This window comes from Microbacterium oxydans (assembly GCF_900095745.1).
In the GTDB taxonomy this organism is placed as follows: domain Bacteria; phylum Actinomycetota; class Actinomycetes; order Actinomycetales; family Microbacteriaceae; genus Microbacterium; species Microbacterium oxydans_B.
The window spans coordinates 596,219-609,140 of record NZ_FMIR01000019.1 but is presented as its reverse complement, the minus strand read 5'-3'; the positions used below and the strand labels follow the sequence as shown (position 1 = coordinate 609,140).

The following is a 12,922-nucleotide window of genomic DNA, read 5'->3' as shown; positions in this document are numbered from 1 at the left end:
CTACTTGAGGTTTAAGGTTCACCCTTTTCCAGGCTCGAATAATCGGAGGCCGGCCATGAGCCAGAACCAGAACTACCTCGCCGTGATCAAGGTCGTCGGCGTCGGCGGTGGCGGCGTCAACGCCGTCAATCGCATGATCGATCTCGGTCTCCGCGGAGTCGAGTTCATCGCCGTCAACACCGACGCTCAGGCGCTGCTCATGAGCGACGCCGACGTCAAGCTCGATGTGGGCCGTGAGCTCACCCGCGGCCTCGGCGCCGGCGCGGACCCGGAGGTGGGTCGACGTGCCGCCGAGGACCACGCCGAGGAGATCGAGCAGGCCCTGACCGGCGCCGACATGGTCTTCGTGACCGCCGGCGAAGGTGGCGGAACCGGAACCGGAGGCGCACCGGTCGTGGCTCGCATCGCGAAGTCCATCGGCGCCCTCACCATCGGTGTCGTCACCAAGCCGTTCTCCTTCGAGGGTCGCCGTCGTCAGAGCCAGGCGGAGGCGGGTGTGGTCAAGCTCAAGGAAGAGGTCGACACCCTCATCGTCGTCCCCAACGACCGTCTCCTCGAGATCAGCGACCGCGGCATCTCGATGATCGAGGCGTTCGCCACCGCCGACCAGGTTCTGCTCGCCGGTGTCCAGGGCATCACCGACCTCATCACGACCCCGGGTCTGATCAACCTCGACTTCGCGGACGTCAAGTCCGTCATGCAGGGCGCCGGCTCCGCGCTCATGGGCATCGGTTCGGCGCGCGGGGCGGACCGGGCCATCAAGGCCGCGGAGCTCGCCGTGGAGTCGCCGCTGCTCGAAGCCTCCATCGAGGGTGCCCACGGTGTGCTGCTCTCGATCCAGGGTGGATCGAATCTCGGAATCTTCGAGATCCACGATGCCGCCGACCTCGTCAAGGAGGCCGCGCACCCCGAGGCGAACATCATCTTCGGTACGGTCATCGATGACACTCTGGGCGACGAGGTGCGGGTGACGGTGATCGCCGCCGGCTTCGACAGCGGGGAACCGTCGCTGCGTCTCGACCCGATGGTGGTCTCGCGTCCGTCGGCCGCGACGCTTCCCGAGGTGGCCCTCCCGGACGAGTCCGAGACGAAGAGCGAGCCTGCACAGGCGGAGCCCGTGCACCAGCGCGTGCCCGCCACGAGCATCGAGCCGGCGTTCGCCGACGACGACATCGACATCCCCGAATTCCTGAAGTGACCTCGGCGGTCGACGGCCAGGAGCCATCGGGCCTGGCCGCGCGGCTGGCGGCGATCGACGAACGGATCGCCGCCGCCGCGCGTGCCGCAGGCAGAGATCCCGAAGAGCTCACCAGGATCGTGGTGACGAAGTTCCACCCGGCGTCGCTGGTCGAGGAGCTGTGCGCGCTCGGTGTGCGGGACGTCGGTGAGAACCGGCAGCAGGAGTTGTCGGCCAAGCAGGCTGAGCTCGCCGCCCTCGACCTGGCCTGGCACTTCATCGGCCAGGGGCAGACGAACAAGGCGGCGGCTATCCGTCGCAGCGCCGACGTGGTGCACTCGGTCGACCGAGGCCGGTTCGCCGATGCCCTGCACAGAGCAGCCGACGGTGACGATGTGCTCGACGTGCTCGTGCAGGTCAACCTGACGGATGATCCGGGTAGAGGAGGCGTGGCCCCCGCCGATGCGGTCGGTCTCGCCGAGCATGTGCTCGCCCTGCCTTCCCTGCGCCTGCGCGGCGTGATGGCGGTCGCTCCTCTCGATGAGGAGCCTGGTGCCGCATTCGCTCGTCTGCGCGACGTCTCCGATGCCGTCCGAGCCGCGGCCCCGGACGCAACCTGGATCTCGGCCGGGATGACCGGAGACTTCGTCGAGGCGATCGCCGCCGGCGCGACACACCTGCGGATCGGCTCCGCAATCACCGGACCCCGGCCCGACCGGGGTTAACCTGTGAAAAGACCAGCCCCAAACGTTCGAACCGGAGGACACGATGGGTAACCCGCTGAAGAAGACCATGGTGTATCTCGGCCTCGCCGACGAGGAAGAGGTCTATGAGGAAGAGGCGCAGGCTCCTGCCCGCGCTCACCGCGAACGAGACCGTGACCGCGAGGAGCCGGCACCGGCCCCCGTCACGCCGTTGCGTCGCCCCGTCGCCGTCCGCCAGCCGTCTGCAGGAGCCGTGAACGAGATCCTCACCGTCCACCCGAAGCAGTACCGCGACGCGCAGCTGATCGCCGAGAGCTTCCGTGAGGGCGTCCCCGTCATCATCAACCTCTCCCAGATGAGCGATGCCGACGCGCGTCGCCTCATCGACTTCGCGAGCGGGCTCTCCCTCGGTCTGTACGGCCGTATCGAGCGCGTCACTTCGAAGGTGTTCCTGCTCTCGCCGGAGAACATCGCGGTTTCGGGCCACGGGGGCATCGCACACGCAGACGCTGAGTCTGCGGGCTTCGACCAGTCGTAGCCCGTGGAGCTGGTCTCCGTCGCAGCGAGCATCGTTCATCTGGTGCTGCTGCTGTACATCTTCGTGCTCTTCGCGCGCCTCATCCTGGACTACATCCCGATGTTCAATCGGGAATGGCGTCCGAAGGGTTTCGGTCTGGTCGCCGCTGAGGCCGTCTACACGGTCACCGATCCACCCATCCGGTTCTTCCGGAGGCTCATCCCGCCCCTGCGGATCGGATCGCTGTCGCTCGACTTCGGGTTCACGCTCACGCTGCTCGTGGTGCTGATCCTCATGAACATCGTGCGGCTTTTCATCCGCTGAACTCCGCCCGCTCCTCGCGTCGGGCACGCCCCGAGTTCGTGCACTCTGAGTGTCGCGACATCGCGGCGCTGAGGCGCGGGGACTATGCTGGCACCCAGGTGCGCGCCCCGGGTTCGCGCCACATCACGACCACGCCATACATCGATACTGGCATTCGAACTCATCGAAAGAGGAGCCACTCATGGCACTTACCCCGGATGACGTCGTCACCAAGCAGTTCCAGCACGTCCGATTCAAGGACGGCTTCGACCCGGACGAGGTGGACGACTTCCTCGACGAGATCGTCATCGAGTGGCGCAAGGCTCTCGAGGAGAACGTCGAGCTGAAGGCCAAGCTGGCCGCCTACGAGTCCGGTGCCGCCCCCGAGGCCCCCGAGGCCGCCGCACCTGCCGCGACCGAAGCTCCCGCGCCCGTCGCCGAGGTTCCTGCAGAGCCCGCACCGACCGGATCCGCGACCGCGACCGCCGGCATCATCGAGCTCGCGCAGCGTCTCCACGACGAGCACGTGGCCGAGGGTGAGGCGAAGCGCAATGCGCTCATCGCCGAGGCCGAGACCGAGGTGGCGCGCATCCGCACCGAGGCCGAGGCGAAGCAGCGCGAAGAGTCGGCACGCCTGGAGCGCGAGCGCAACACGCTCGAAGCCCGCATCACCGAACTCCGCAACTTCGAGCGCGACTACCGCTCGCAGTTGCGCGGCTACATCGAGGGCCAGCTCCGCGAGCTCGACGAGAAGTCGGCGTCGACGGACTCCACGCCCGTCTCCGCGATCGGTCTGTAAGGCGCCCCTTGTCAGGACGCCCGCCCCTTCGTCGGTCGGCGGCCGGTGCGATCGTTGCGATTCTCGCAGCGCTCGTGCTGGCCGCCGATCAGTTTGTGAAGTACCTCACGATCGAGAACCTGCCCCTGCATGAGCCGGTTCCGGTTCTCGGTGAGTTCCTTCAGCTGTACTACGTCCGTAACCCCGGCGCGGCTTTCTCGCTCGGGTCCGAGGTGACGTGGATCTTCACGATTGCCCTCGCGGTGGTGGCGTCGATCATCATCTGGAAGGCATTCGGGATCAAGTCCCGGCTGTGGGCCGTCGTTCTCGGCTGCCTGCTCGGCGGTGTGCTGGGCAACCTCACGGACCGTCTGCTCCGCGAGCCCGGTTTCCCCGTTGGGCACGTCGTCGACATGATCTCGATGCCGTGGATGATGCCCGCGATCTTCAACGTGGCAGACATCTTCATCGTGACCGGCATGATCTCGGTCGCCCTTCTCGTCGTTTTCGGGCTCCGCTTCGACGGGACGCGCGAGCGCGACCACGCCGTCATCGAGACCGAGGAAGAAGCCGAAGCGGCCGCTGTGGCCGCCATGGCCGAGACCGAGACGGATGCAGAATTCGTCGACGCGGATGATGCAGCGGCGGATGCCGCAGGCACAGGCCGCTCGAGCGACGACGATGCGTCATCGGAGGATGCGGCTCCCGCATCCGAAGGACGCTGACCGTGGAGTCCCGGTCTCTGCCGGTGCCCGACGGTCTGGACGGCACTCGCGTCGACGCGGCTCTGGCGAAGCTCATGGGCTTCTCGCGTACCTTCGCCGCCGACGTCGCCGCAGCAGGCGGTGTGCGCTTGGACGGCCTGACGCTCGACAAGTCCGACCGCCTTCGCGGCGGCGGTTGGCTCGATGTGGAATGGCAGCCGAAGGAAGCGCCGAGGATCATTCCGATCGCGGTGCCCGAACTCGGCATCGTGTACGACGACGACGACATCGTCGTGGTCGACAAGCCCACCGGCGTCGCGGCGCATCCCTCGGTCGGTTGGGAAGGCCCGACGGTCGTCGGTGCTCTCGCGGCCGCAGGATTCCGCGTCGCCACCAGCGGCGCTCCCGAGCGCCAGGGAGTCGTGCATCGGCTCGATGTCGGCACCAGCGGTCTGATGGTCGTCGCGAAATCCGAACACGCCTACACGGTGCTGAAGCAGGCGTTCAAGGATCGTACGGTCGAGAAGATCTATCACGCCGTCGTGCAAGGGCACCCCGATCCGCTCGCCGGGACGATCGACGCGCCGATCGGGCGCCATCCGAACCACTCCTGGAAGTTCGCCGTCGTTCCCGACGGCAAGCCCTCGGTCACCCACTACGAGACGCTCGAGGCGTTCCCCGGTGCTTCGCTCCTGGAGATCCATCTCGAGACGGGACGCACTCACCAGATCCGTGTGCACATGGCCGCCCACCGGCATCCGTGCGTCGGTGATCCGCTGTACGGAGCCGACCCGACGATGTCGGCCCGTCTCGGACTCACGCGGCAGTGGCTTCATGCGCATCAGCTGGCGTTCGCGCACCCGGCGACGGGGGATTGGGTGCAGTTCGATTCCCCGTATCCGGAGGACTTCCGGCACGCGCTGGACGTGCTCCGCGGCGAATAGCCCGCGCTTCGTCGAGGCGATGTCTGCGTCGTGCGCCACACTGATCGCATGGACATCGAGGTTCGACCAGCAACGGAGTTCGATGACGTCGCAGCGCTCGTCGGCCCGAAGAAGCCGACGTCCAACGTCTGTTTCTGCCTGAGCTATCGCATCGGCAGCAAGGAGAACGTCGCACTGCGTGGGTCGCAGCGCGCTGATCGCGTGCGCGACCTGTGCCATCAGGATCCGCCACCTGGGGTCATCGCCTACCTCGACGATGAGCCGGTGGGCTGGGCGGCGCTGCATCCACGGCGTGACACGAGCTTCGCGCGCAACCGTCTCATTCCGCACATCGACGATTCGGACGTCTGGTCGCTGTGGTGCTTCCGGGTGCGGCCGGGACACCGCAAGCAGGGCATCTCCCACGCGCTGATCGACGGTGCCGTGGCCTACGCGAGGAAGCGCGGCGCGCCGGCGATCGAGGGGTATCCCGTCGACAACGGCGGGGAGAAGGTCAACCTGACTATGGCGTACGTCGGTACGCGAGCGCTCTTCGAGAGCGCAGGCTTCGTGAAGGCAGCCGATACGGGCTCCGTCCTCGACGGCTTCCCTCGGGTGTTGATGAGGCTCGATCTGGGCGCCTCACGAAAGGCGTCGAAGAAAGCGTGAACCGTTTTCGTGAATCGTCCCAATACTCAGTGTGAGCACGGACAGCGAGATCATCCAGCGGTCGCTCGAAGAACCCGGAGTCTTCTCCGAGATCTTCGAGCGGCACGTCCGACCCGTCGGCGGCTACATCCGACGACGGGTCGGGGCGGACGCCGTCGACGACGTTCTGAGCGAGACGTTCCTCGTCGCCTTCCGGCGACGCGCGTCCTTCGAGCTCGGGACGGAGTCGGCGCGGCCGTGGCTGCTCGGCATCGCGACCAGGGTGGTGAAGAGCCATCGGGCTGCGGAAGCGCGGCAGTGGCGGGCCTTCGAGGCCTCGGCGTCCGCAGGGGAGGTTGCGGCAGAGACTCCGCAGGTCGCATCTGAGTCCCGGATCGACGCCGATGCCGCTCTGCGAGCGCTGGCCCCGCGGATCGCGGCTCTCGCGGCGAAGGATCGCGACACCTTGCTGCTGCACGCGTGGGGCGATCTCACGTATGAGCAGATCGCCGCTGCGCTGGGCGTGCCCGTCGGAACCGTGCGGTCCCGACTGAATCGCGTTCGTCGCAAGCTCGCACCGCCCGGCTCGCACGGAGCAGCCCGACTGACATGGATGGCGAAGGAGGAGAGCGATGCAGCTTATGGAACAAGTTCGTGAGATCGGGATCGACGAGTCCCGTGTGGATGAAGACACCGTTCTCGCGGCGCGACGGGCGCTGACGCGAGAGATGGCGCGGAGTGCGCGTCCGGAGCGAGCGCGGTCGTCGAAACGACGCACGTGGACCGGGATCGGTCTCGGGGGTCTCGTGGCCGGAGCGGCCGTGACCGCGATCGTGGCCGGTTCTGTCATCGCGCCACCGAACGCACCCGATGCGGCCGCAGCCGAGGTGCTGGAGCGCGCGTCAGCGGTGACGCTCGATGCGCAGGACACCACACTCGTCCCCGGGCAATACCTGCGGATCGAGACCGTCGGTGAGTACCTCCATTTCTGGAAGGCCGAATGGGCCGATGACGATGACGAGAACACGTTCGCGTTCAACGCCTCGCGAGACGGCGGCGACGCCGCCGTGCTGGAGCGCGACACGCGCGTGCTCTACGTCCCGGCCGACCGGGCTGGTGACTGGTTCTACGACTGGGGCTCCTCCGAGGTCGTGGACTCCTTCGGATCCCGTGGCGCGGAGGCGGCACGGGAGTGGTCATCCTCGCCCGGCTCCGCGATTCGTGAACGCGGCACGATCGAGACACTCCCGGCGGGCGAGTATCTCGCCGTGGGAGGCGACGAACCGCCGATGCCGTACCTGGCGGACGGATACCGTCCGTACTACGACGAAATGCCGAGGGATCCTCAGAAGCTGCTCGATTGGCTCCGCGCGCAGTCGGGGATGACGGGGGAGGAGGGGGACCGCTGGCTTGTGGCGAGTCTCAGCGACCCGTCGGCGATCAACCTGATGCCGGCCGACCTGCGCTCGGCGTTCTTCCTCGCGATCGCGCTGATCCCCGGATTCGAGGTGGTGGCGGAGGACGGTTCGACGGCGACGCTGCAATACGTCGTTCCCGGCCACCGGACGACGAAGATCGCGATCGATACCGAGCAAGGCCTCGTCGACTCGATCTCGGAGAATTACGAAATCGGTGGGCCCGCAGGAGACACGGTCGACTCCGTCACCACGGTGCACACCTCCGTCGTGGACTCCGCGCCCCAGGGCTAGCGGCCGAGGCTGAGCCCCGGCGCCGACCTCCGGTGTCGGGGCTCCGCCATAGACTCGGCGGGACGCCCAAGATAATTTCGAACCGTTTGCCGACTCAGGGGCAATACATAGTGTGAGCACAGATAGCGAGATCATTCAGCGGTCGCTCGGGCAACCCCGAGCCTTCGCTGAACTGTTCGATCGGCACGCGGGATCGGTGGGTCGGTATGCCGCTCGCCGCCTCGGTCCCGATGCCGGTGAGGACATCCTGAGCGAGACATTCCTGGTCGCTTTCGCGCGACGGAAGTCTTTCGACGCGGCGTGGGACTCCGCGCTGCCGTGGTTGTTCGGCATCGCCTCGCGGTTGATCAAGAAGCACCGAGTTCGGGAGGCGAAGCACCACCGATCGAGTGTGGAGTCCGCACACCGCGAGGAACACGTGTCGCTCGGCGATCTCGAGGGGACGATCGCTCGCCTCGATGCCGAGATCTCCACCCGAGAGCTGGCGCCCCGCATCGCCGCGCTGTCAGCGAAGGAACGGGACACGCTGCTGCTCTACGCCTGGGGAGACCTGACGTATGAGGAGGTCGCCGTCGCCCTCGGCGTACCTGTGGGCACCGTCCGCTCGCGAATGAATCGAATACGGACTCGACTCGATCCGACCAGAGGGAACCGCCGAGAACGAGTTGTGAGCGAGAAGGAAGGAGAGGTCGATGGACGTTTTCGAACGCGTGCGTGAGGTGAACACGAGCGCGAGCCTCACGGACGACCGTGTAGCCGCGGCTCGTGCACGCCTTCTGAGTGGGATCGACGAGAGCCGGGAGCGGAATCGCCGACGTCTCGCGCATCGAACCCTGTTGATCGCCGGCGCCGTGGCGACCACAGCCGCGGTGGCCACAGCCGTGGTGGTCTTCACGCAGGAGACAGCGCCGCCGCCTCGCGTCGAGGCGATTCCGACACCGACAGCGACGCCGCAGCCGCAGGCGTCGCCGAGTCCGCAGCCCTCCGCGACCTCGGGAACCGGGACGACCGAGCCTTTCCCCGGTACGACCCCGCAGGCGGGACAATACCTCCACATCGTCAGCGTCACTGAACGTCTGCACTACACAGCCTCGTCAGGGGAGGTGTTCCCCTGGGCCTGGACGACCCAGTCCTCGTCCCCACCCGTCTCGGCTCTGCTGGCGCGCGATCGCGACGAGCAGTACGTCCCCGCGGATCGCTCGGGCGATTGGTATCAGGCGCACGGCCCCACGGCCGAGAGGGTGAAGCTCTTCCCGGGGGTGCAGGGGCCCGATGAGGAGCAGAGGTGGAACACCCTCATGCCGGTGGACGGCAATGTCGGGGAGACATGGAGCACGGGTGGGCTGGCGGGCGACGCTTTCCCCCCCATGGGTTCGACGGAGTACTACGCGGACCTTCCGCGGGAACCGCAAGCACTTCTCGATCATCTACGGACGGTTGTCGGCGCCTGGACGTCCAGCCAGGAAGAGACGGACGATGCACTCCTCGAGAACATGACGTCCACGTTGCTGTCGAACTTCGCACCGGCCGATGTCCGCGAGGCGTACATGGGTGCATTGACCCTGAGTGGCCTCGCTGTGACGACATCGTCAGACGACGGGACCGTCAGTTTCGAGGTTCGCCGAGAACAGTACTCCCCGCGGACCGAGACGATACGCGTCGACGAAACGACGGGATGGGTGACTGTCCATACTGTGCGTTACGACCGTCAGTCCGGTGCGTCGGGGGACATGGTGCCCGCAGACGTGCCCGACATCCGGACGACGTACACCGTTTCCCTCGTGAATTCGGGTCCGTAGCGGTCGCCGATCGCAGGCACAGAGCCCCGACACCGACCTCCGGTGTCGGGGCTCCGCCGTAGACTCGAAGGCATGGCATCCGACTCCTTCGTCCACCTGCATGTGCACAGCGAGTACTCCATGCTGGACGGTGCGGCGAAGATCAATGCGATGACCCAGGCGGCCGCCGATTACGGCATGCCGGCCATCGCGGTGACCGATCACGGCAACACTTTCGCGGCGTTCGAGTTCTACAACGCGGCGCGGAATGCGGGCATCAAACCCATCATCGGGCTCGAGGCGTACATGACCCCGGGCACCCACCGCAGCGACAAGACGCGCGTGCAGTGGGGGTCGCCCGATCAGAAGAGTGACGACGTCTCCGGCTCGGGCGCCTACACCCACATGACGATGTGGAGCCAGAGCACTGCCGGCATGCACAACCTCTTCCGGATCAGCTCCCGGTCCAGCCTGGAGGGCTACTACTTCAAGCCCCGCATGGACCGCGAGCTGCTCCAGACCTACGGCAAGGGGATCATCGCGACGACGGGGTGCCCGTCGGGCGAGGTGCAGACGCGGCTCCGGCTGGGGCAGTACGACGCGGCGCGGGCGGCGGCCGCAGAGTTCCAGGACATCTTCGGCAAGGAGAACTACTTCGCCGAGATCATGGACCACGGTCTCTCCATCGAGCGACGGGTGATGACCGATCTGCTCCGCCTCTCGAAAGACCTGAACATCCCGCTGGTCGCGACGAACGACTCGCACTACACGCACCAGCACGAGGCCGATGCGCACGAGGCTCTGCTGTGCGTGCAGTCGGGCTCCACCATGGATGACCCGAACCGCTTCAAGTTCGACGGCGACGGCTACTACATCAAGACCGCCGCCGAGATGCGGCAGCTGTTCCGCGATCACCCCGAGGCCTGCGACAACACCCTGTTGATCGCCGAGCGCTGCGAGGTCGAGTTCGACACCTCGGCGAACTACATGCCGCGGTTCCCGGTGCCGGACGGCGAGACCGAAGACAGCTGGCTCATCAAAGAGGTCGAGACGGGCCTGCACTACCGGTATCCGGGTGGTATCCCCGACAAGGTGCGCAAGCAGGCCGAGTACGAGACCGGCATCATCCTGCAGATGGGTTTCCCCGGCTACTTCCTGGTCGTCGCCGACTTCATCAACTGGGCCAAGGACAACGGCATCCGCGTCGGTCCCGGCCGTGGCTCCGGTGCCGGCTCCATGGTCGCGTACGCGATGAAGATCACCGACCTCGACCCCCTCGAGCACGGCCTGATCTTCGAGCGGTTCCTGAACCCCGACCGTGTCTCGATGCCTGACTTCGACGTCGACTTCGATGACCGGCGCCGTGGCGAGGTCATCGACTACGTCACGGAGAAGTACGGCTCGGAGCGCGTAGCCCAGATCGTCACCTACGGCACCATCAAGTCCAAGCAGGCGCTGAAGGACGCGGGTCGCGTGCTCGGGTTCCCGTTCAGCATGGGGGAGCGGCTCACCAAGGCGATGCCGCCGCCCGTCATGGGCAAGGACATGCCCCTCGACGGCATGTTCGACTCGGCGCACCCGCGGTACAAAGAGGCGAGCGAGTTCCGCGTGCTGATCGAGACCGACCCCGAGGCGAAGACGGTCTTCGACCGTGCGCTCGGTCTCGAGGGCCTGAAGCGTCAGTGGGGCGTGCACGCCGCCGGCGTGATCATGTCGTCCGACCCCCTGCTCGACATCATCCCGATCATGAAGCGGGAGCAGGACGGTCAGATCGTCACGCAGTTCGACTACCCGTCGTGCGAGTCGCTCGGCCTGATCAAGATGGACTTCCTGGGGCTCCGAAACCTCACGATCATCTCCGACGCGCTCGACAACATCCGGACGAACCGTGGCGAGGAACTCGACCTCGAGCACCTCGGCCTCGATGATCCCGGCGTGTACGAACTGCTCGCGCGCGGCGACACCCTGGGCGTCTTCCAGCTCGACAGCCCGCCGCTGCGGTCTCTGATGCGCCTCATGAAGCCTGACAACTTCGGTGACATCTCGGCCCTCATCGCCCTCTACCGCCCGGGCCCCATGGGTGCGAACTCCCACACGAACTACGCGCTGCGCAAGAACGGTCTGCAGGAGATCACGCCGATCCACCCTCAGCTCGAGGAGCCTCTCGCGGAGATCCTGCAGGAGTCCTACGGTCTCATCATCTATCAGGAGCAGGTCATGGCGATCGCTCAAGCGGTGGCCGGGTTCAGCCTCGGACAAGCAGACATCCTGCGCCGAGCGATGGGAAAGAAGAAGAAGTCCGAGCTCGACAAGCAGTACGAGGGCTTCGCGGGCGGCATGAAGCAGCGCGGATTCGGCGAGGCGGCGATCAAAGCCCTCTGGGACATCCTGCTTCCGTTCTCCGACTACGCGTTCAACAAAGCCCACTCCGCCGCGTACGGCCTCGTGTCGTACTGGACCGCCTACCTCAAGGCGCACTATCCCGCCGAGTACATGGCCGCGCTGCTGACCAGCGTCGGTGACTCCAAAGACAAGATGGCGCTGTACCTCAACGAGTGTCGCCGCATGGGCATCAAGGTGCTCCCTCCCGATGTGTCCGACTCGATCAATTACTTCGCGGCCGTCGACGACGACATCCGCTTCGGTCTCGGCGCTGTCCGCAACGTCGGCAGCAACGTCGTCGACGGCATCGTGCGCGCACGAAAAGACGAGCGGTTCACCTCGTTCCACCACTTCCTCGACAAGGTGCCGCTGCACGTCTCGAACAAGCGCACCGTCGAATCGCTGATCAAGGCCGGTGCCTTCGACTCGATGGGCGATTCGCGACGGGCTCTCATGGAGGTGCACGAAGACGCGGTCGAAGCGGCCGTCGACCGTAAGCGCAATGAGGCCCAGGGCGCGATCGGGTTCGATTTCGACAGCCTCTACGACGGGATGGAAGAGGCAGCCCCTGCCAAGGTGCCCGCTCGCCCGGAGTGGATCAAGAAGGACAAGCTCGCCTTCGAGCGGGAGATGCTCGGCCTCTACGTCTCCGATCACCCGCTCGCGGGCCTCGAGGTTCCGCTGGCCAAGCACGCCTCGATCTCGATCCACGACCTCAACAACTCCGAGGATCTTCAGGACGGCGATCAGGTGACGGTCGCCGGACTCGTGACCAGTGTGCAGCACCGCGTCGCCAAGGCCAGTGGAAACCCGTACGGCATGATCACCGTCGAGGACTTCAACGGCGAGGTGACCGTGATGTTCATGGGGAAGACCTACACCGAGTTCCAGCACACGCTGCAGCAAGATGCGATCCTCGCTGTCCGCGGGCGAGTCTCCCGACGTGACGACGGGCTCAACCTGCACGCCCAATCGGCGTTCGCGCCCGACATCGGCTCATTCGATGCCGCGGGTCCGTTGGCGCTCGTCCTCGCCGAGCAGCGCGCGACGGAGCGGGTGATGACGGAACTCGCCGAGGTTCTTCGTCGGCACAACGGCGATACCGAGGTGCTGCTCCGCGTGCACCGCGGCGGCACCGCGAAGGTCTTCGAAGTGCCGATGCCGGTCAAGGTCTCCGCAGACCTCTTCGGTGACCTCAAGTCGCTGCTCGGACCCACCTGTCTGGGGTGAGCGGGTAGGATCGTGAGCCGTCGGCAGCACGACGAACACCCCGTCGAGCACTGTGACGAAAGGACCACC

13 protein-coding genes are annotated in these 12,922 nt (G+C 66.3%); all 13 read left to right on the top strand.

Annotation, left to right across the window (positions count from 1 at the left end; genetic code table 11):
- Nucleotides 1-55: 55 nt before the first annotated feature.
- Nucleotides 56-1,198 (top strand): cell division protein FtsZ, encoded by a 1,143-nt coding sequence (gene ftsZ / locus BQ2383_RS18495; protein ID WP_091037300.1) that lies wholly within the window; start codon nucleotides 56-58, stop codon nucleotides 1,196-1,198.
- On the top strand, nucleotides 1,195-1,902 hold the full coding sequence (locus tag BQ2383_RS18490; RefSeq protein WP_091037298.1) for a YggS family pyridoxal phosphate-dependent enzyme: 708 nt from the start codon (nucleotides 1,195-1,197) through the stop codon (nucleotides 1,900-1,902). The genes ftsZ and BQ2383_RS18490 overlap by 4 nt, the downstream gene beginning before the upstream one ends.
- A gap of 43 nt (nucleotides 1,903-1,945) precedes the next feature.
- Nucleotides 1,946-2,419, top strand: a complete 474-nt coding sequence (locus BQ2383_RS18485; RefSeq protein WP_029261566.1) for a cell division protein SepF — start codon at nucleotides 1,946-1,948, stop codon at nucleotides 2,417-2,419.
- 3 nt (nucleotides 2,420-2,422) lie between these two features.
- Nucleotides 2,423-2,722, top strand: coding sequence for a YggT family protein (locus BQ2383_RS18480; protein WP_029261567.1), 300 nt, complete (start codon nucleotides 2,423-2,425; stop codon nucleotides 2,720-2,722).
- A 181-nt stretch (nucleotides 2,723-2,903) separates the two neighbouring features.
- On the top strand, nucleotides 2,904-3,500 hold the full coding sequence (locus BQ2383_RS18475; protein WP_091037296.1) for a DivIVA domain-containing protein: 597 nt from the start codon (nucleotides 2,904-2,906) through the stop codon (nucleotides 3,498-3,500).
- A gap of 8 nt (nucleotides 3,501-3,508) precedes the next feature.
- Nucleotides 3,509-4,204: a signal peptidase II gene (lspA, locus tag BQ2383_RS18470; RefSeq protein ID WP_091037294.1), complete on the top strand. Its 696-nt coding sequence runs from the start codon at nucleotides 3,509-3,511 to the stop codon at nucleotides 4,202-4,204.
- Nucleotides 4,205-4,206: 2 nt separating this feature from the next.
- Nucleotides 4,207-5,127 carry an RluA family pseudouridine synthase gene (locus BQ2383_RS18465; protein WP_091037292.1) on the top strand — a complete coding sequence of 307 codons (921 nt, stop codon included), beginning with the start codon at nucleotides 4,207-4,209 and terminating at the stop codon, nucleotides 5,125-5,127.
- A gap of 48 nt (nucleotides 5,128-5,175) precedes the next feature.
- Complete coding sequence (locus tag BQ2383_RS18460; RefSeq protein ID WP_091037290.1) at nucleotides 5,176-5,775, top strand: GNAT family N-acetyltransferase; 600 nt, start codon at nucleotides 5,176-5,178, stop codon at nucleotides 5,773-5,775.
- A 31-nt stretch (nucleotides 5,776-5,806) separates the two neighbouring features.
- Nucleotides 5,807-6,412 carry an RNA polymerase sigma factor gene (locus tag BQ2383_RS18455; RefSeq protein WP_091037287.1) on the top strand — a complete coding sequence of 202 codons (606 nt, stop codon included), beginning with the start codon at nucleotides 5,807-5,809 and terminating at the stop codon, nucleotides 6,410-6,412.
- On the top strand, nucleotides 6,387-7,463 hold the full coding sequence (locus tag BQ2383_RS18450) for a hypothetical protein (protein WP_140403385.1): 1,077 nt from the start codon (nucleotides 6,387-6,389) through the stop codon (nucleotides 7,461-7,463). The genes BQ2383_RS18455 and BQ2383_RS18450 overlap by 26 nt, the downstream gene beginning before the upstream one ends.
- A gap of 112 nt (nucleotides 7,464-7,575) precedes the next feature.
- Complete coding sequence (locus BQ2383_RS18445; RefSeq protein WP_091037271.1) at nucleotides 7,576-8,181, top strand: RNA polymerase sigma factor; 606 nt, start codon at nucleotides 7,576-7,578, stop codon at nucleotides 8,179-8,181.
- Nucleotides 8,156-9,262 carry a hypothetical protein gene (locus BQ2383_RS18440; RefSeq protein ID WP_091037265.1) on the top strand — a complete coding sequence of 369 codons (1,107 nt, stop codon included), beginning with the start codon at nucleotides 8,156-8,158 and terminating at the stop codon, nucleotides 9,260-9,262. The genes BQ2383_RS18445 and BQ2383_RS18440 overlap by 26 nt, the downstream gene beginning before the upstream one ends.
- 72 nt (nucleotides 9,263-9,334) lie before the next feature.
- Nucleotides 9,335-12,853, top strand: a complete 3,519-nt coding sequence (dnaE, locus tag BQ2383_RS18435; protein WP_091037262.1) for a DNA polymerase III subunit alpha — start codon at nucleotides 9,335-9,337, stop codon at nucleotides 12,851-12,853.
- The last annotated feature ends 69 nt before the right edge of the window (nucleotides 12,854-12,922 follow it).

Excerpts from the sequence above, each read along its gene's own strand:
- ftsZ (WP_091037300.1), top strand. The coding sequence starts at position 56 with ATGAGCCAGAACCAGAACTACCTCGCCGTGATCAAGGTCGTCGGCGTC.
- BQ2383_RS18440 (WP_091037265.1), top strand. The coding sequence starts at position 8,156 with ATGGACGTTTTCGAACGCGTGCGTGAGGTGAACACGAGCGCGAGCCTC.
- dnaE (WP_091037262.1), top strand. The coding sequence starts at position 9,335 with ATGGCATCCGACTCCTTCGTCCACCTGCATGTGCACAGCGAGTACTCC.
- BQ2383_RS18450 (WP_140403385.1), top strand. The coding sequence starts at position 6,387 with ATGCAGCTTATGGAACAAGTTCGTGAGATCGGGATCGACGAGTCCCGT.
- BQ2383_RS18485 (WP_029261566.1), top strand. The coding sequence starts at position 1,946 with ATGGGTAACCCGCTGAAGAAGACCATGGTGTATCTCGGCCTCGCCGAC.
- BQ2383_RS18475 (WP_091037296.1), top strand. The coding sequence starts at position 2,904 with ATGGCACTTACCCCGGATGACGTCGTCACCAAGCAGTTCCAGCACGTC.
- BQ2383_RS18460 (WP_091037290.1), top strand. The coding sequence starts at position 5,176 with ATGGACATCGAGGTTCGACCAGCAACGGAGTTCGATGACGTCGCAGCG.